Annotated in this window: 17 protein-coding genes and 1 riboswitch; of the genes, 10 read left to right on the top strand and 7 right to left on the bottom strand. The window is 69.7% G+C overall.

Going from position 1 to position 17,182, the window contains the following annotated elements:
* The first annotated feature begins 41 nt into the window (after positions 1–41).
* Together ACFQS9_RS09450 and ACFQS9_RS09445 are read left to right on the top strand one after the other, a co-directional pair.
* Positions 42–1,712: an MFS transporter gene (locus ACFQS9_RS09450; protein ID WP_378403856.1), complete on the top strand. Its 1,671-nt coding sequence runs from the start codon at positions 42–44 to the stop codon at positions 1,710–1,712.
* Positions 1,709–2,191 (top strand): DUF2771 domain-containing protein, encoded by a 483-nt coding sequence (locus tag ACFQS9_RS09445; protein ID WP_378403854.1) that lies wholly within the window; start codon positions 1,709–1,711, stop codon positions 2,189–2,191. The genes ACFQS9_RS09450 and ACFQS9_RS09445 overlap by 4 nt, the downstream gene beginning before the upstream one ends.
* Before the next feature lie 68 nt (positions 2,192–2,259).
* Here the strand turns inward: ACFQS9_RS09445 and ACFQS9_RS09440 are convergent, their stop codons facing one another.
* A complete protein-coding gene (locus tag ACFQS9_RS09440) occupies positions 2,260–2,673 on the bottom strand; it encodes a cold-shock protein (protein WP_378404154.1) in 414 nt (137 codons plus the stop codon).
* A gap of 122 nt (positions 2,674–2,795) precedes the next feature.
* Between ACFQS9_RS09440 and ACFQS9_RS09435 the strand changes: the two genes are divergently transcribed.
* The 4 genes from ACFQS9_RS09435 (at position 2,796) to ACFQS9_RS09420 (ending at position 5,712) form a co-directional block, all read left to right on the top strand.
* On the top strand, positions 2,796–3,023 hold the full coding sequence (locus tag ACFQS9_RS09435; RefSeq protein ID WP_378403852.1) for a hypothetical protein: 228 nt from the start codon (positions 2,796–2,798) through the stop codon (positions 3,021–3,023).
* On the top strand, positions 3,020–3,427 hold the full coding sequence (locus ACFQS9_RS09430; protein WP_378403850.1) for a YccF domain-containing protein: 408 nt from the start codon (positions 3,020–3,022) through the stop codon (positions 3,425–3,427). Before ACFQS9_RS09435 ends, ACFQS9_RS09430 begins: the two co-directional genes overlap by 4 nt.
* Complete coding sequence (locus tag ACFQS9_RS09425; RefSeq protein ID WP_378403848.1) at positions 3,424–4,716, top strand: glycosyltransferase 87 family protein; 1,293 nt, start codon at positions 3,424–3,426, stop codon at positions 4,714–4,716. The genes ACFQS9_RS09430 and ACFQS9_RS09425 overlap by 4 nt, the downstream gene beginning before the upstream one ends.
* A 168-nt stretch (positions 4,717–4,884) precedes the next feature.
* Positions 4,885–5,089: riboswitch (cyclic di-AMP (ydaO/yuaA leader) on the top strand.
* Between the two features lie 5 nt (positions 5,090–5,094).
* Positions 5,095–5,712 (top strand): transglycosylase family protein, encoded by a 618-nt coding sequence (locus tag ACFQS9_RS09420; protein ID WP_378403846.1) that lies wholly within the window; start codon positions 5,095–5,097, stop codon positions 5,710–5,712.
* Positions 5,713–5,780: 68 nt separating this feature from the next.
* Here ACFQS9_RS09420 and ACFQS9_RS09415 read toward each other — a convergent pair whose 3' ends face one another.
* Positions 5,781–5,975 carry a hypothetical protein gene (locus ACFQS9_RS09415; RefSeq protein ID WP_378403844.1) on the bottom strand — a complete coding sequence of 65 codons (195 nt, stop codon included), beginning with the start codon at positions 5,973–5,975 and terminating at the stop codon, positions 5,781–5,783.
* Between the two features lie 60 nt (positions 5,976–6,035).
* Here ACFQS9_RS09415 and ACFQS9_RS09410 point away from each other — a divergent pair, with 60 nt between their 5' ends.
* From ACFQS9_RS09410 to ACFQS9_RS09400, 3 genes are all read left to right on the top strand, one after another.
* Entirely contained in the window at positions 6,036–8,351 is a 2,316-nt protein-coding gene (locus tag ACFQS9_RS09410) for a helicase-associated domain-containing protein (protein WP_378403842.1), read from the top strand.
* Between the two features lie 758 nt (positions 8,352–9,109).
* Positions 9,110–10,768, top strand: coding sequence for a DNA repair helicase XPB (locus ACFQS9_RS09405; protein ID WP_378403840.1), 1,659 nt, complete (start codon positions 9,110–9,112; stop codon positions 10,766–10,768).
* 27 nt (positions 10,769–10,795) lie between these two features.
* A complete protein-coding gene (locus ACFQS9_RS09400) occupies positions 10,796–11,455 on the top strand; it encodes a DUF3239 domain-containing protein (RefSeq protein WP_378403838.1) in 660 nt (219 codons plus the stop codon).
* On the opposite strand, the gene ACFQS9_RS09395 is transcribed toward ACFQS9_RS09400, so the two are convergent.
* Positions 11,452–12,021 carry a GNAT family N-acetyltransferase gene (locus ACFQS9_RS09395; protein WP_378403836.1) on the bottom strand — a complete coding sequence of 190 codons (570 nt, stop codon included), beginning with the start codon at positions 12,019–12,021 and terminating at the stop codon, positions 11,452–11,454. The genes ACFQS9_RS09400 and ACFQS9_RS09395 overlap by 4 nt on opposite strands.
* Position 12,022: 1 nt before the next feature.
* Positions 12,023–13,030, bottom strand: a complete 1,008-nt coding sequence (locus ACFQS9_RS09390) for an LLM class F420-dependent oxidoreductase (protein ID WP_378403834.1) — start codon at positions 13,028–13,030, stop codon at positions 12,023–12,025.
* A 55-nt stretch (positions 13,031–13,085) separates the two neighbouring features.
* On the opposite strand from ACFQS9_RS09390, the gene ACFQS9_RS09385 reads away from it, so the two are divergent.
* Complete coding sequence (locus ACFQS9_RS09385; RefSeq protein ID WP_378403832.1) at positions 13,086–14,009, top strand: sigma-70 family RNA polymerase sigma factor; 924 nt, start codon at positions 13,086–13,088, stop codon at positions 14,007–14,009.
* Here ACFQS9_RS09385 and ACFQS9_RS09380 read toward each other — a convergent pair.
* From ACFQS9_RS09380 to ACFQS9_RS09370, 3 genes are all read right to left on the bottom strand, one after another.
* Positions 13,981–14,583 carry a carboxymuconolactone decarboxylase family protein gene (locus ACFQS9_RS09380; RefSeq protein WP_378403830.1) on the bottom strand — a complete coding sequence of 201 codons (603 nt, stop codon included), beginning with the start codon at positions 14,581–14,583 and terminating at the stop codon, positions 13,981–13,983. The two genes, ACFQS9_RS09385 and ACFQS9_RS09380, sit on opposite strands and share 29 nt — an antisense overlap.
* Positions 14,584–14,685: 102 nt before the next feature.
* On the bottom strand, positions 14,686–16,269 hold the full coding sequence (locus ACFQS9_RS09375; protein ID WP_378403828.1) for an ABC transporter permease: 1,584 nt from the start codon (positions 16,267–16,269) through the stop codon (positions 14,686–14,688).
* Entirely contained in the window at positions 16,266–17,177 is a 912-nt protein-coding gene (locus tag ACFQS9_RS09370; protein WP_378403826.1) for an ABC transporter ATP-binding protein, read from the bottom strand. Before ACFQS9_RS09370 ends, ACFQS9_RS09375 begins: the two co-directional genes overlap by 4 nt.
* Between the last annotated feature and the right edge of the window lie 5 nt (positions 17,178–17,182).

The following is a 17,182-nucleotide window of genomic DNA, read 5'->3' as shown; positions in this document are numbered from 1 at the left end:
GCGTGTGGTCGTTTGCCGGCGATCTAGGACAGAATTGACCCGTGACCGGACCACGCGTGCCCAACGACCCCGACGGGAGTCGGACGTCCGGCGACCTCGGATCGGGCCGGAATCATCCGGGGTTCGAGAACTACCCGCCGACGCGCCGGACCTCGGCCCGCCGTACACCGCTGCCCCCGCTGCATCCGGTCGGCGACGCCCGACAGGGTTCCTCGGGTGAGGCCCGGCAGGGCCCCTCGGGTGAAACCCGGCAGGGTTCCTCGCCGAAGCCGCCGCCGATCCCCCGCAAGCTCACCGTCACCCGGGTGGCGGCGATGCGCAGCCGCGAGCTGACGAACCGGGGGATCGCCACCTTTCACCGGGCGGCCAAGGCCGACGGCGCGGAGAAGTCGGGACTGACCGCGCTCACCTACGCGGTGATGGCCAACTTCGCCACCGACGCGGCCATCGCGGTCGCGCTGGCGAACACCCTGTTCTTTTCGGCCGCCACCGGCGAGGACAAGACGAAGGTCGCGCTATACCTGTTGATCACCATCGCCCCGTTCGCGGTCATCGCCCCGCTGATCGGCCCGATGCTCGACCGGCTGCAGCACGGACGCCGCATCGCCCTGGCGTCCTCCTTCGCGCTGCGCACCGTGCTGGCGGTGGTGCTGGTCTTCAACTTCGACAGTTGGGGCCTGTATCCGGCGGCGCTCGCGATGATGGTGCTGAGCAAGTCCTTCTCGGTGCTCAAGAGCGCCGTCACCCCGCGCGTACTACCGCCGGAGATCGACCTGGTCCGGGTGAACTCGCGGCTGACGGTCTTCGGTCTGATCGGCGGCACCATCGGCGCCGGTGCGGTGGCAGGCGCGCTCGCGCTCATCGTCGGGTCGTCGTCCGGTCCGCTGTGGTTCGCCGCCGCGATCGCCGCGCTCGGTGCGTACCTGAGCATGCGGATCCCGGCCTGGGTGGAGGTCACCGAGGGCGAGGTGCCCGCGACCCTGACCTATCACGGCGACGACACACTCACCGTCCCGATCAGCAGGGAGGCAGGCGAGACGGTGAAGGCGAGCAAGCGCCGCCAGCCGCTCGGCCGCGCCGTCATCACCGGGCTCTGGGGTAACAGCACCATCCGGGTGCTCACCGGGTTCCTCACCCTCTACATCGCGTTCGTCGCGAAGTCCCGCACCGAGCACGAACCGATGGCGCAGGCGGCCATGCTGGCGCTGGTCGGCGCGGCGGCCGCGATCGGCAACTTCGCGGGCAATGCCACCGGCGCGCGACTCAAGCTCGGCAGACCGTCCGTGATCGTGCTGCGCTGCACGGCCGCGGTGACCGCGGTCGCGATCATCGCCGCCTTCACGGGCAGCCTGCTCACCGCGGCGCTCGCCACCCTGGTGGCATCGGGCGCGAGCGCACTGGCCAAGGTGTCGCTGGACGCCTCGCTGCAACACGACCTGCCCGAGGAGTCCATCGCGTCCGGCTTCGGACGCTCCGAGACGGTGCTGCAGCTGAGCTGGGTCATCGGTGGCGCGCTCGGTGTGCTGCTGCCGACCGAGTACTGGATCGGGTTCTCGGTGGTGTCGGTGCTGCTCGTGATCGGCCTGGCCCAGACCTTCCTCACCTACCGGGGTTCGACGCTGCTCCCCGGCCTCGGTGGCAAACGCCCGAATGTGGCCAACCAGGAGATCACTCGACCGATCTCCGCGAACGCAGGGAACCGAACGTCGTGACCAAGACAAAGAAGATAGCCCTCGGAGTGACTCTGGGGCTGCTGATCGCGCTGGCCGGGTTCGCGGCCGTCATCACCGCACTGGTGCGTGGCGCCGACGAGAAGCCCCCACAGATCACCGCGTTCGCCGGCGGCAAGTCCCTCGAGGTGGGCCCGACCCAGTACTGCAACCTCTATCTCGAGGACTGCGTCGAAGGCCCGGTCGCCGAACTCCGGGTCCCCCGCGGCAACCCCCTGCAGATCTCGCTGCCCGGTGACATCTCCGACGGACTGTGGCGAGTGGTGATGGTCTACCAACTCGATGACGGCACGGTGGGGATCGACGAGCGCTACCACTCGCCGGGCGAAGCCCTCGCGATCACCGTCGAGACCCCCGACGGCATGCAGCTCAACGGGATCGAGATCCAGCAACCCTCCGCGGTCGTCAACGAGCAGGGCCTGCCGCTCGTCCACGCGACCTGGGCCATCAAAACCGCCTGAGCCGTAGGCACCAACGCCGAGGGGCACCGTCGCGAGACGGTGCCCCTCGGCGTTGTGGGTCCGGTGCGCTAGCTGTCGAGCTCGCGGGCGACGGCGCGCACCACCTCGGAGATGCGCTGCGCGGTCTTGCGGTCCGGGTACTTGCCCTTGCGCAGGTCGGGCTGCACCTTGGCCTCGAGCAGGGTGATCATGTCCTCGACCATGCCGTGCAGCTCGTCGGGCGTGTGCTTGCGCGCCATGTCGTCCTTGCGGGCGCCGCCGCCCTGCCGGATCGACGGCGCGGGATCGAGCACCTTCAGGCTCAGGGCCTGCGGACCGCGACGTCCCGCGGCCATCCCGAACTCGACGCGCTGGCCCGCCTTGAGCCCCTCGACACCGTCGGGCAACGCAGACGAACGAACGTAGACGTCCTCTCCGTCTTCCTGGGAGAGGAAGCCGAAGCCCTTTTCAACGTCGTACCACTTGACCTTGCCGGTAGGCACTGCGTTCACCTGCTCATCTACATAAATGAACGCGCCCCACCGTTTGCGGGACGCGATAGACCGAAGTCTACCCCCGCGCGCCCCTCCCGGGCACCGGGGTTTACGGGGGATACGGTTGGTGGGTGGTCAGCCAATCCTCTCCCCGCGGCAACGGTCTCCTGCGTGCCGCACTCGTGTTCTTCTTCGTCGGTGTGCTCGCCATCGTCGCGATCTTCGTGGTGGCCGCGACCGGCCACGAGCCGGGACTGGCGCTGTACCTGATCGCCCTCGCCTGCCCGGTCGGGTTCCTGCTCGGCATCATCTTCGCGCTGCGGTCCGGGCGCCGCGTCCGACGAGAGGGAACGCATTGAGAATCCTGCTCAACATCATCTGGCTGATCTTCGGCGGCCTCTGGCTGGCGCTGGGTTACTTCGTCGCGGGCATCATCTGCTGCATCCTCATCATCACCATCCCGTTCGGGATCGCGTCGTTCCGGATCGGCGTCTACGCACTGTGGCCGTTCGGCAAGACCGTCGTCGACAAGCCGACGTCGGGAATCGGCTCGCTGATCGGCAACGTGATCTGGCTGATCGTGGCCGGCATCTGGCTCGCCATCGGCCACGTGGTCAGCGCGATCGCGATGGCGATCACGATCATCGGGATCCCGCTGGCCGTCGCGAACCTGAAGATGATCCCGATCTCGCTGATGCCGCTCGGCAAGGAGATCGTGGACGTCGGCTCCACGCCCACGGCGTCGACGAGCTACCCGGCATGACATCACCGCCCCGCGCCACCCCGGCCGCGGGGCGAGCACTCCCCTCTCACCCGCTGTTCACCGGTTCCCTCGCCGCCCTGGCCCTTGCCGTGGTCGTGGCGCACGACCGGGTGGTGCCGATGGGCTATCCGTTGTGGGGACTGTTCCAGAACGGCCTCGACCTGCTCGTCTACCGCAGCGGCGGCGCCACCGTGCTGCAGCCCGTCGGGCTCTACGACCACGCCCTGCACGGCGGCATGTGGTTCACCTACCCGCCGTTCTCGGCCGTGCTCTTCGCCCCGCTCAACGCCGTGTCCGCGGAGCTCGCCACCCTCATCGGATACCTCGCGAACTTCGCGATCCTGTACCTCGTGGTCCTGCTGTGCTGGCGACAACTCGGATACCGGTCGGACCGACGTCTGTACCTGGTCACCGGGCTGCTGACGGTGATCGTCACCTGGCTCGAGCCGGTCCGCACCACGATCTGGCTGGGGCAGATCAACCTGCTCCTGATGCTGCTGATCGTCTGGGACCTCGGGCGTCCCGAGGGCAGCAGGCTGCGCGGCATCGGTGTCGGGATCGCGACCGGGATCAAGCTGACGCCGGGGCTGTTCATCGTCGAGCTGCTGGTCACCCGGCAGTGGCGCGCCGCGGCGACCGCGATCGCCGGCGTCCTCGCGACGGTCGTCGTCGGGTTCGTGGTGATCTTCTCCGACTCGTGGTCCTACTGGACCGCGGTGATCCGGCACTCGACACGGATAGGCGAGACCGCGTGGCCCGCCAACCAGTCCGCCGCGGGCGTGCTGGCCCGCTGGCTGGACGTCGCGGACCCGCCGCTGCTGCTGTGGGCGCTCTGCGCGGCGGTACTGGCCGCGCTCGGGCTCGCCGCCTCCTGGCTGGCCCACAAGCGCGGACAGGCACTGCTGGCCACCACCCTCTGCGGGTTGACCTCCGCGGCGGTCTCACCGTTCTCCTGGGGCCACCACTGGGTGTGGTTCGTACCGCTGTTGGTCCTGGCGATGCACCGCGCGCTGGGCGCCGGACGCGCGACCGCCTGGCTCCTGCCTGCGGCACTCGCGCTGCCGCTGCTCTGCTGGACCCACGAGTTCCCGGACGGCGTGCAGGCGATCGGCCTGTTCATGATCCCCACCTCCGATGCCCTGGCTCCGTTCTTCGCCGCGGTGTACCCGCTGATGTTCGTCGTGATCGCGGTGGCCACGCTGATCGCATTGCGCCCGCGCCGTCGCCGGGCGGAACCCGAGGTCGGCTCGGATCGAAACTGTGATCTACCTCACATCACGGTAACATAACAGGACGGTCTCGGGCCAGGACAACCACATCTGACCTGCAAATTTCTACTGAATTTCGAGCGAAACGCCGAGAGAATCGAAATTCAGGTAACAGATGACTACACGCCGTCGGCCACGTACGGTCATCAGCGGCCGGAGAAGTCCGGCCAGATCCGATCCGCCGCGCCAAACCTCGTCCCGCGGAACCGGATTCCCACGAGTTACCCAGGGACGAGGACGGGGGACCCACGTCCCCGGTGGACACCGAGGAAAGCGCAGAAGCGCCTTCTTCTTGGGGTGAAGCCAGACCCGCACCATCCAGGAGCGGCGAGGCCGGGCGACCTCTCAGCCCGAACCCGACAGCTGACCTCGCAGGCGCGTGAGGAGAGGAAAACCCGCATGAGCACTGGACGCCATCGCAAGCCCACGAACACCCGCCGCAACGCAGCCAAGGTCGTCGTGACCGGCGCAGTGTTGGGCGCAGCCGGCGCGGCCTTCGCGGCCCCGGCCAACGCAGCCCCCGATTCCGACTGGGACCGCCTCGCGCAGTGCGAAGCAGGCGGCAACTGGGCGATCAACACCGGCAACGGCTACCAGGGTGGACTGCAGTTCTCCCCCAGCACCTGGAACGCCCACGGTGGTGGCGAGTACGCCGCGACCGCCAACCAGGCCACCCGTGAGCAGCAGATCGCGGTCGCCGAGAAGGTCCTCGCCTCGCAGGGCTGGGGCGCCTGGCCGTCCTGCTCCTCGAGCCTCGGCCTGACCAGTGGCTCCACCCCGCGCACCGCGCCCGCCGCCGAGGCCCCCGCGCCCGCGGCCGAGCTGCCCGCCGTGACCAGCCTCCCGACCACCGACGGCGCGGCCGACGTGCTCGACAGCCTCGACAGCGCCCTCGAGGCGGTTCAGGCCAAGGGCATCGCGCTCGATCCGCAGATCGAGGCGCTCTACGAGCAGGCCAAGCTGAACCCCCAGGTCATCGAGTTCCTGAAGGCCAACTCGGGCCTGCTGCCCCGCTGAGGCTCCCCATCCACGTGAAAGGCCCCGCACCTTCGAGGTGCGGGGCCTTTCGCGTTCGGTATCCGAGGTCAGCGATTGATGACCGTGTGCGGATGGGTGTAAGGCAGTTCCGACGCGGGGAGAGGAAACTCGGTGTCCTCGCCGAACGGGGACAGCCCACCGGAGCGGCTCGACGAGAGCTCCGTGACGGCATGGTCGCCGTCCTGGAGTTCGGGCGCCGGCCAGCCTGGATCTACGTATCGCTTGCTCGAATTGTTAGCCACGAACCCATTTTGACAGCAGGCCGCGCCGTGGTACACCCCAGGTCTCTAATCTGATAGTTGATGACCGATACCGAAGGCAGCGCCCCCGTCAGCCCCGAATCACCTCACGGCACCGCCGTGCCCGAAAGCCTGCTCACCTGGCTGACCGCGCGGAGCGATGCGGAGCTGGCGGAGCTGCTCAGGCTGCGCCCGGATCTCGCGGTGCCACCGCCCGCGAACCTGGCGGTGTTGGCTGCCCGCGCCGAACAGCGGGCCTCGGTGCTGCGTGTGGCCGACGAGCTGAACGTCCTGGAGCTCACGGTGATCGGGGTGCTCTCCCTCGAACGCGGCGCGGAGGTGGGCGTCCGCCGTGAGGTCCTCGCGGAGGCGCTGGCGGGGCGGGCACCGGTCAAGGCGGTCGACAAGGCCCTGCAGGCGTTGCGCGCCCGGGCGCTGATCTGGGGTTCGCGGGTGTTGCGGGTCGTCCCGACCGGGAAGGACGCCGTCAATTGGCGAGTCGACAGGCCACAGGAACCGATGACGGCCGCACAGGTCATCGCCGGCCTCGCGACCGTCGGCGATGCCGAGCGGCGGCTGCTCGAGACCCTGGCCACCAGCTCGCCGATCGGCCGCACCCGCGACGCGGCGCCGGGCACCCCACCGGACCGGCCGGTGCAACGGCTGCTCTCGCTCGGGTTGCTCACCTGGGTGGACGATCAGACCGTCGAGCTGCCGCATCAGGTCGGGCAGGCGCTGCGCGGCGAGACGATCACCGATCCGACCGCACTGACCCCACCGCCGATCCGCACCCACAAGCAGAAGGTCGGCGACGTGAACGCCGTCGCGGCGGGCGAGGCGCTCGAACTGATCCGGCACTGCGAGGATCTGATCGCGGCCCTCGGCGACCAACCGGCGCCGACCCTGAAGGCGGGCGGGCTCGGGGTACGCGAGACCAGGCGGCTGGCAAAGGTGGCGGGCGTCGAGGAAAGCCGGGTGAGCCTGCTCGTGGAGCTGCTCGCCGCCGCGGGGTTGATAGCGAGCGGCGCCCCCGAACCGCCTCCCGCCGCCGACACCGGCGACGACTACTGGGCACCGACGGTGGCCGCGGACGCCTGGCTCAACACCACCACCGCACAGCGGTGGTACACCCTCGCCCGCGGCTGGCTGGAGATGCCACGCAGGCCCTGGGTGATCGGGCTGCGTGACCCCAACGACAAGGCGATCGCCGCGCTGTCCGAGGAGGTGCGCGCGTCGGGCGCACCCCGCGACCGCAGGTTCGTCCTCGAACTGCTCGGCGAGCTCGCCGCGGGGCAGGGCGCGACGACCTCCGAGCTCGCCGCGCTGGTGGCGTGGCGTCGCCCACGCTGGTCCGGCCGCTTCGGCGCGAGCGCCGTCGAGCACACGCTCGCCGAGGCGGCGGCGGTCGGTCTGATCGGCCGCGGCGCGCTGGCCTCGCCGGGCCGCGGGCTGCTGCACGGGGCCACCCCGGAGGCGGTGGTCGCGGAGATGACCGCGAGCCTGCCCGAACCCCTCGACTACGTCCTGGTGCAGGCGGACCTGACGGTGATGGCCCCCGGCCCGCTCGTCCCGGAGCTGCAGGAGCAGATCACCCTCGTCGCGGACATCGAATCGGCGGGCGCGGCCACCATGTACCGGATCCGCGAGGACAGCGTGCGACGGGCGCTCGACGCCGGGAAGAGCGCGTCGGAGCTGCACGCGCTGTTCGACAAGCGCTCGAAGACGCCGGTGCCGCAGGCCCTGACGTACCTCATCGACGATGTCGCGCGCAGGCACGGCCAATTGCGGGCGGGGGTGGCGTCCGCGTTCATCCGCTGCGAGGACCCGGCGCTGCTCGCCGAGGTGCTGGCCTCCGCGGTGGCCGAGCAGCTGGCGCTGCGCGCCCTCGCCCCGACCGTCGCGATCTCGCAGGCGCCGCTGAGCGAGGTTCTCGAGCAGCTCCGGTCGGCCGGGTTCGCACCGGCGGGCGAGGACTCCTCCGGCGCGATCGTGGACCTGCGACCGCGCGGCGGCCGGGTGCCGCGACGGCGGACGCGCCCCGCACTCCGGATGCCCGCCGTCCCCACCGACGACCAGCTCGGGTCCCTCGTCGGCCAGCTGCGCGCCGGCCAGCGGGCCGCGACCGCCCCGCGCGGTCAGGGTGTGCGGTCGGACGGCAGCCGGGCGGGCGGCGCCGCGACGATGGCCCTGCTGCAGCTGGCGGCGAAGGTCCGGCGCAGCGTGGCGATCGGCTATGTGGACGCGCAAGGGGTGGCAACGGAGCGCGTCGTCGACCCGATCAGTGTCGGCGGTGGGCAGCTCGACGCGCTGGACCCGGACACCGGGGCGGTCCGCCGGTTCACCCTGCACCGGATCACCTCGGTGAATCTCCTCGACTGATTCCGGGCCGCTCGGGCAGAAAAAGCACGCCCGCCTGCGCGGCTGGCTTTTTCCTGGAAATGACGTATGGTCGGCCCAAGTGATTGCCACTTCGAATTCAGGAGCGACAATGGCAGACAAGAAACCCGGTAAGAGCCTGAAGAAACCGGCACAGTCCCTCAAGGAACGACGTGCCGAAAAAAGGGATCGCGCCGCCGATTCCGGAGACCTGATCAGAAGACGGAAACGCCACTGATGCACACCGATGCGATCGCACCACCCGTCCCCCGGATCCTCGACACCCTGCACAGCCGGATCGGCGAACTGACCGGGGAGGCGACGTTCTCGAATGCGCGGTCCAGTGGGTATCACGCCGCACTGCGGTCCGCCAGACTGTTCGTGCTCGACGAACGAGCACGGCAGTGCGAACTTCCGGAACGCCGCCCAACCACAAAAAACCAGAAGGACCATCCGTGAAAAGAACACTTCTCGCCCTGGACCGAATTCAGGCCAGGCTGGAAAATGAACTCGACGCCACGGAGGTCCGCACCGAACGAGACGCCGGATACCGTTCCGGAATTTCCGAGGCGCTCGTGCACGTAATGGAGACGAAGAAAAGTGTGACCGCACAACGGTGACGCACTAAAAGTGAAGGATTCTCCGGATCGCGGGAGAATCCTTCACTTTTTTCGGCCACGGACCGGGACCGCCGGCGCCTGCGACGACCACCCCACCGCGAAGCGTGGACAATGGAGTGGTTGTCTACGTAGGAGGCGCACGTGACCGACGGCCCCTTGATCGTCCAGTCCGACAAGACCCTGCTCCTGGAGGTCGACCACGAGCTCGCCGGCCAGGCCCGGCAGGCCATCGCCCCGTTCGCCGAACTCGAGCGCGCACCCGAGCACGTGCACACCTACCGGGTGACCCCGCTGGCGTTGTGGAATGCGCGCGCGGCGGGCCACGACGCCGAGCAGGTGGTGGACGCGCTGGTCACGTTCTCGCGGTACGCGGTCCCGCAGCCGCTGCTGGTCGACATCGTCGACACGATGGCCCGGTACGGCCGGCTGCAGCTGGTGAAGAACCCGGCGCACGGCCTCACACTGGTCAGCCTGGACCGCGCCGTCCTCACCGAGGTGATGCGGCACAAGAAGATCTCACCGATGCTCGGCGCGCAGGTCGACGAGGACACCGTCGTCGTGCACCCGAGCGAGCGCGGCCACCTCAAGCAGATGCTGCTCAAGATCGGCTGGCCCGCCGAGGACCTGGCCGGCTACGTCGACGGCGAGGCACACCCGATCGACCTCGCCTTCGACGAGGGCCACTGGCAGCTGCGGGACTACCAGGAGATGGCGGCGGACTCGTTCTGGGCCGGCGGCTCGGGCGTCGTCGTGCTGCCGTGTGGCGCGGGCAAGACGATGGTCGGCGCGGCGGCGATGGCCAAGGCCAAGGCCACCACGCTGATCCTGGTCACCAACACCGTCGCGGGCAGGCAGTGGAAGCGCGAGCTGATCGCGCGGACCTCGCTCACCGAGGAGGAGATCGGCGAGTACTCGGGCGAACGCAAGGAGATCCGGCCGGTCACCATCGCGACCTACCAGGTGATCACCCGCCGGACCAAGGGCGAGTACAAGCACCTGGAGCTGTTCGACTCCCGCGACTGGGGCCTGGTGATCTACGACGAGGTGCACCTGCTGCCTGCCCCGGTCTTCCGGATGACGGCGGACCTGCAGTCGAGGCGCCGCCTCGGCCTCACCGCGACCCTGGTCCGTGAGGACGGACGCGAGGGCGACGTGTTCTCGCTGATCGGCCCCAAGCGGTACGACGCGCCGTGGAAGGACATCGAGGCGCAGGGGTGGATCGCACCGGCCGACTGCATCGAGGTGCGGGTCACCCTGACCGATGCCGAGCGGATGGCCTACGCGACCGCCGAGCCGGAGGAACGGTACAAGCTGTGCTCGACGGCGCACACCAAGATCGCGGTGGTGAAGTCGATCCTCGACCGGCACCCGGATTCGCCGACACTGGTCATCGGCGCCTATCTCGACCAGCTCGAGGAGCTCGGCGAGGCCCTGGACGCACCCGTCATCCAGGGCTCGACGAAGAACAAGGAACGCGAGGCCCTGTTCGACGCCTTCCGGCGCGGGGAGATCCAGACGCTGGTGGTGAGCAAGGTCGCGAACTTCTCCATCGACCTGCCCGAGGCCTCCGTCGCCGTTCAGGTCTCGGGAACCTTCGGCTCCCGCCAGGAGGAGGCCCAGCGCCTGGGCCGTCTGCTGCGGCCGAAGCAGGACGGCGGCCAGGCGCACTTCTACTCGGTCGTCGCCCGCGACACGCTGGACGCCGAGTACGCCGCGCACCGCCAGCGTTTCCTCGCCGAGCAGGGCTATGCCTACCGGATCACCGACGCTGACGACCTGCTCGGCCCGACCATCGGGTAGGCCCTGTCATCGGGTAGAAAGGGGACCGTGCGCAGCTTCGAGTTCCCCGTCGACCACTCCCACGCCAACTCCGTCAACGAGACGGTCGGCGACGTCCGGCGACTCCGGGTCTCGGCGATCGTCACGGCCCTGTTGCTGGCCGGGCTCGCGGCCTGGCTGATCTACCTGGCCCATCCGTGGTCGTACATCGTCGGTGCGGTCGTCGCCCTGCTGGCCGTCACGTCGGTGTGGGTGGCGTTCTGGGCCCCGAAGAAGGTCGGTTCGATCGAGAAGCTCTACGCCGACGGCCCGTTGGTGCCCGCCGTGGTCGCGGTGGCCCGGCCCCGCGGGGCCACGCTGCTGGCGCTGGTGGACGTGGCCAAGCCGTCCGCGGATCGACCGCACTACGCGCTGGTCACCCGCAACATCCGGACGCTGCCGGGGCATTCCCTGACCAACGTCGGCGAGCGGGTGCCCTCGGTCGCGGTGCTGTCCGACCGCAGCACCAAGTCCAACTCGGACACCTGGCAGATGGTCAGCCCGATGCCGATCGCCTGGGGTACCAAGGACCAGAAGGTGATCCGGCGGGCGGCGGACTCGATCAGCGGCGCGGAGTGGAAGCTGTTGGCGAAGTCGATCCCGCTGGCCGAGCAGGTCCCGCGCGCCGAGAACCAGCAGATCCCGGTCGACCAGGCCGACCTGCGCTAGCCGAGGTCGGGCCAGCCCTCGGCCTGCTCACGCGGATCCGCGTAGAGCAGGCCCGCGACCCATTCGTCACGCCTGCGCCCGCGCTGGAGACCGCCCGCGCGCAGCGTGCCCTCGAATCGGAAGCCCACCCGCCGCGCCACGGACGCGGACTGCTTGTTGCCGACGTACGCGCGCCACTCGATCCGTTCCAGGGCCATCCCGTCCGGGCGGAAACCGAAGTCACACACCAGGTTCACCGCCCTGGCCATCAACCCTCGGCCGCGGACCGCCTGATTGAGCCAGAAGCCCAGGTCCGCGGCCGAGTCGTCGCGGCCGGCGAGACCGATCATCCCGACCACCGCACCCGCGGGGTTGTGCCGCAACGCCCAGGTGGGGCTGCGGTCCGCCCATCCGACGGGTACGACCCGTTCGACGAACCGGCGCGCATCGTCGTGGGTGTACGGCACCGGCAGGGTGGTCCACTCCCCCACCGCCTCGTCCTGACAGCACCTGGTGATGGACTCGATGTCGCCGGGGCCCGGCGGCGTCAGCCACAGACCCTCGTCGTTGAGCGATTCCACGAACATGTCAGCTCCTGCCTCCGTGCCGGTCGGCCAGCGCGGGGATCACCTCGCGTTCGAACATCTCGATGCCCGATGTGTCGTATGCGGCCTCGGGGAAATAGCAGATCCCGTAGCTCAGGCCCTGATTCCGCAGCGCGGTCAGGTTCTCGATGATCTGCTCGGGCGTCCCGACACCTGGCATCCCACGGAACGCCGCCATCGATGCCTCCGCCAGGTCCTCGCCCACGTACTTCGCCATCCTGGCCTTGGTCGCGGCCAGGCGGCCCTCCACCTCCGCCTCGGTCGCACCGATCGCGATGTTGTAGTTGGCCGAGCGGACGATCGCGTCGAAGTCGGTCCCCACGGCCGCGCAGTGCCCCTTGAGCACGGCCGACTTCTGGGTGAAGCCCTCGAGGGTTCCGTCGAAGTTGGTGTACTGGGCGTATTTCGCCGCGATCTTGAGGGTGACCTTCTCGCCGCCGCCCGCGATCCACAGCGGGATGCCACCCTCCTGGAGCGGCAACGGGCGGACGATGGCGCCATCGACCCGGTAGTGCTTGCCATCCAGGGTCGCGGACCCGGTGGTCCAGGCCTGCCTCATGATCTGCACACCCTCGTCGAGCCGGGCCAGGCGCTCGCCTGCGGACGGGAACCCGTAACCGTAGGCGCGCCATTCGTGTTCGTACCAGCCCGCACCGATGCCCATCTCGATGCGGCCACCCGAGATGACGTCCGCGGTGGCGGCGATCTTCGCCAGGTAGGCGGGGTTGCGGTAACTGATCGCGGTGCACATCTGCCCGAGCCGGATGGTGGAGGTCACCGCGCCGAGCGCGGACATCAGCGACCAGGCCTCGTGGGTGGCCTCGTCGGTGGGCGCGGGCACGGTGTGGAAGTGGTCGTACACCCACGCCGACTCCCACGGTCCGGACTCCGCCCGCAGCGTGACCGACTTCATCGCGTCCCACTGCTCGGCCGGGTCGATGCCCACCAGGTCCAGACGCCAGCCCTGCGGTACGAACATCCCGAAACGCATGGGGGTGATCCTACTCAGCGTGACCCCGGCCGGCGGTTGTAGAAGTATTGGGGCCATGGGCACCGTCGCACTCGCCGAGACCTTCGAGACCCACCGCCGTCACCTGCTGTCGGTCGGGTACCGGATGACGGGCAGCGTGTCCGACGCCGAGGACGCCGTCCAGGAGGCCTGGCTCCGGCTGAGCGAGACCGACCTCGATTCCGTGCGCGACCTCCGTGCCTGGTTGACCACCGTGGTCGGGCGGATCTGCCTCGACCACCTGCGCAGCGCGGCCGTCCGACGCGAAAGCTATGTCGGGCAATGGCTTCCGGAGCCGATCGTGATGCCACTCGAATCGTCGGGTTCGGTCGACCCGCTGGAAGCGGTTGTCCGCGAGGAGGACGCGCGGTTGGCGGCCATGGTGGTGCTCGACACCCTCGGCCCGGATCAGCGCACCGCGTTCGTGCTGCACGATGGGTTCGGTGTCCCGTTCGACGAGATCGCCGGGATCCTCGGCACCTCGACCGCCGCGACCCGGCAACTGGCCTCGCGTGGGCGGCGCGCCGTGGCAGGCGCCGAGAATCCGAGCCCGGACGACGAGCACGCCGAGGCGGTGGGCCGCCTGATGGCCGCGATGGCGGCCGGCGACCTGCAGGCCGTCCTCGACGCGCTGCACCCGGACGCCCTGGTGATCGGCGACGCCAACGGCACGACCCGCACCGCGGTCAACGTCATCCACGGATCCGACAAGTTCGCCCGCTTCTACCTCGGCCTGATCAAACGCTATGGGCCGCAGACATTCCTGGCGATCGAACCGGCCCTCGTCAACGGGCAGCTCGGCTTCTTCACGCACGGGTCGCCCGGGGACGAGACGCACCCGGGCTTCCCGGCGAGGGTCGGCGGCTTCACCGTTCGCGACGGCAAGGTGTGCGCCGCCTACGACATCGCGAATCCGGAGAAGTTCACCGGCATCAGGCTCCCGGACCGGCCTGCTCGATGACCGACTGATCGGCCCACGGAACCCGGCACGCGTCACCCGAGTTGAAGCCCTGATCGGTGATCCCGAGAGCGGAGTTCATCCGGGACCGCTGATTCTCCAGCGCGATCTGATAGGTCAGCTCGACCACACCGTCCCGGCCGAACCGGCGCTCCAGGTCCGCCACCTGCTCATCGGTGACCTCCGTCGGGGTCGCGGTCATCGCATCCGCGTACGCGATCGCCGCACGCTCGTCCTCGCTGTAGAGCGGGGAGTCCTCGTAGTCGCCGATCTGCTGGAGTCGTTCGATGTCGAGGCCGTCGAGTCGCATGAGCATGGAACCGAAGTCCACGCACCAGGAACACCCGACGGTCCACGCCGTCCGGTAGACCGCCAGCTCACGGATGTTCGCGGGCAGCACCTTCGACCCCTTCTGCACGGCCATCTCGTGCCGCGCGGAGGCCACGAACAGCTTCGGATGGTTCGCGAGGACCGCGAAGGGCTCGGGCACCTCACCGAATCTGCGCCCGGCGAACTTGTAGCCCACCTTGATCAGCAGCCCCGCGTCCTTCGGTGCCACCGGCTTGATTCGAGTCATGACGCCCTCCTGTTTCCCGTGTGGGCGGCCCGTTCGCGCCGCCTATCCCTTGGACGAGGCAGCCCCACAAAACGTGACAGCCCCGCAAACATCATGGCCCCGTCAGTTGGTCTCGATGTCGCGCCGCCGGAAGGCGGCCGCCCCCACCAGGCACAGCGCGGCGGCAACCAGCGTGGTGGCCAGGACCGGCGCCACCCGGAAGTCCACCGCGGGGACCAGCGGCAGGTTGTCGAACGGCGAGACGCTCATCAGCCAGTCCGGGAACTTCAGCGTCGCGCCGAACATCAGGACGAAGAAGCAGAAGGCCAGCCCGATCCAGGCGGCGGAGGCGAACCGCGGCAGGAGGCCGAAGAGGAGCAGGGTGAGCCCGCCGAGGACCCAGACGGCCGGGAGGTAGGCGAGGGTCGCGCCGAGCATCCGGGGCACCTCCGCCATGTCGTCGGCGATGGCCCCGTACATCACGCCCATGCCGAGCCCGGCGAGCACGAGCACCAGGGCCGAACCGGCCAGCATGATCACCGCGTGGCCCGCGACCCAGCGAATCCGGGTCAGCGCGGTGGACAGCAGCGGTTCGAGCCGGCCCGCCGCCTCCTCCGAGCGCAGCCGGAGCCCGGAGGAGATCGTGTACGCGGACCCGATCATGGCCAGCATCGCGGCGGCCATCGCGTAGAACGCATCGACCATGCTCGCGCCCTCCTGCCCCAGCAACTCACCGATGTCGATGTCGCCCAACAGGTCGCCGACGTCGTTGCCGATCGTGCCGAACGCGAGCCCGCCGAGGAACAACCCGCCCGACCAGCCCGCCAGCGTGCCCCGCTGCAGCCGCCAGGCGAGCCCGAACTCGCCCAGCAACCCCTGTGCGGCCCGGGCAGGGCCGGGCCGCGGCGGGAACACCCCGGCCCCGACGTCACGATGGTCCAGCACCCGCAGCGCGGCGAGGCCGACGGCCACCGCGACGACCAGCGACAACAGCGCCGGCCACCAGATCTCACCGTCGTACGGCCGCATCGCCTGCCCCCAGCCCAGCGGGGACAGCCAGGACAGCGCACCGCCGCCGACATCGCCCACCGCGCGGAGCACGTAGGCCGCGCCGATGGCGGCACCGGTGATGCCATAGACCGTCCTGATGCTCTCGGTGACCTGCGCGGCCAGCAGTGCGATCGCCGCGAACACCAGGCCCGCGCACGTGGCGCCGACGCCGAGGGCGATCGATCCGGCCGCGGCGAGACCGTAGGCGATCAGGCTCAGCGCGACCGCCGCGCCGTAGAGGACGCTCGCGACCGCGGCGACGATCGCCGCGGCGGCGACGGGTGCGTGCCTGCCGACGACGGCGGACCGGATCAGCTCGTCGCGACCCGTTTCCTCGTTGGAGCGGGTGTGCCGTCCGATCAGGAACATGCTCATCAGGCCGGCGACGATCATGCCGAAGGCACTCGCCTGGAAGGCCACCTGTCCACCGATCGTGTCGAGTGCGCGCGGCGGTCCCGCCATCGCCACCATCGCCGCGTTGGTCTCCATGCTGGCCGCGACCGCGTCGAGCTCCGGTTGGGTCGGGTACGCGAGGTCGACGCCGACGGCCTGCGAGTAGTAGACGAAGACACCGCCGAGGACCCACCAGACCAGCGCGAACCGTTCGCGCCGGAAGCAGAACCGGGTGAGCGTCGCGGTGCCCGTCAGCGTGGTCACGATTCGTCCACCCCCGCCGCCGCGAGCTCGTCGCCGTAGTGCCGCAGGAACAACTCCTCCAGGGTCGGCGGCTGACTGGTGAGTGTGCGGATACCGAAACGCGTGAGATGGGTGATCGCCGCGTCCAGATCGGCCGTGTCGACCTGGAACCGGGCCCGGTCCCCCTCCACCACCAGATCGTGCACGCCGGCCAGCTCCGCCAGCCCGGTCGGCGGGCTCGTGGTCTCGCACGCGATGGAGGTGCGGGTGAGATGCCGCAGGTCGGCCAGGCTGCCGGTTTCGATCGCCCGACCGAGCCGGATGATCGTGACCCGGTCGCACAGGGCCTCGACCTGGGCGAGGATGTGGCTGGACAGCAGGACGGTGCGTCCCTGGCGCATGGCCTCGGCGATGCACTCCTGGAACACCGCCTCCATGAGCGGGTCCAGCCCCGAGGTGGGTTCGTCGAGGACCAGCAGCTCCACGTCGGAGGACAGCGCCGCCACGAGCGCCACCTTCTGCCGATTGCCCTTGGAGTAGGTCCGGCCCTTCTTCGTCGGGTCCAGGTCGAACCGCTCGAGCAGCTCGGCGCGCCGCCGCTCGTCGAGGCCGCCCCGCAATCGTCCGAGCAGATCGATCACCTCGCCACCGGACAGGTTGGGCCAGAGGTTCACGTCCCCCGGGACGTAGGCGAGACGTCGGTGGAGCGCGGCCGTCTCGCGCCAGGGGTCGCCGCCGAGCAGTCGCACGTCGCCGCTGTCGGCGCGGAGCAGGCCGAGCAACACCCGGAGGGTGGTCGACTTCCCGGCCCCGTTCGGGCCGAGGAAGCCGTGCACCTCCCCCGTGCGCACCTGGAGGTCGAGACCGTCGAGTGCCCGTGTCCGACCGAAGGTTTTGACCAGGTTCGAGATGTCGACCGCGGCGCTCATACCTC

Source organism: Rhodococcus daqingensis (assembly GCF_042665615.1).
GTDB classification, from domain to species: domain Bacteria; phylum Actinomycetota; class Actinomycetes; order Mycobacteriales; family Mycobacteriaceae; genus Rhodococcus_G; species Rhodococcus_G daqingensis.
Note: the sequence above shows the minus strand (reverse complement) of the source record. Positions and strands in the feature narration are given on the sequence as shown.

Coding starts and splice junctions, on each gene's coding strand:
- ACFQS9_RS09390 (WP_378403834.1), bottom strand. CDS start 13,030: ATGCGTTTCGGGATGTTCGTACCGCAGGGCTGGCGTCTGGACCTGGTG.
- ACFQS9_RS09385 (WP_378403832.1), top strand. CDS start 13,086: ATGGGCACCGTCGCACTCGCCGAGACCTTCGAGACCCACCGCCGTCAC.
- ACFQS9_RS09380 (WP_378403830.1), bottom strand. CDS start 14,583: ATGACTCGAATCAAGCCGGTGGCACCGAAGGACGCGGGGCTGCTGATC.
- ACFQS9_RS09395 (WP_378403836.1), bottom strand. CDS start 12,021: ATGTTCGTGGAATCGCTCAACGACGAGGGTCTGTGGCTGACGCCGCCG.
- ACFQS9_RS09410 (WP_378403842.1), top strand. CDS start 6,036: ATGACCGATACCGAAGGCAGCGCCCCCGTCAGCCCCGAATCACCTCAC.
- ACFQS9_RS09420 (WP_378403846.1), top strand. CDS start 5,095: ATGAGCACTGGACGCCATCGCAAGCCCACGAACACCCGCCGCAACGCA.
- ACFQS9_RS09425 (WP_378403848.1), top strand. CDS start 3,424: ATGACATCACCGCCCCGCGCCACCCCGGCCGCGGGGCGAGCACTCCCC.
- ACFQS9_RS09370 (WP_378403826.1), bottom strand. CDS start 17,177: ATGAGCGCCGCGGTCGACATCTCGAACCTGGTCAAAACCTTCGGTCGG.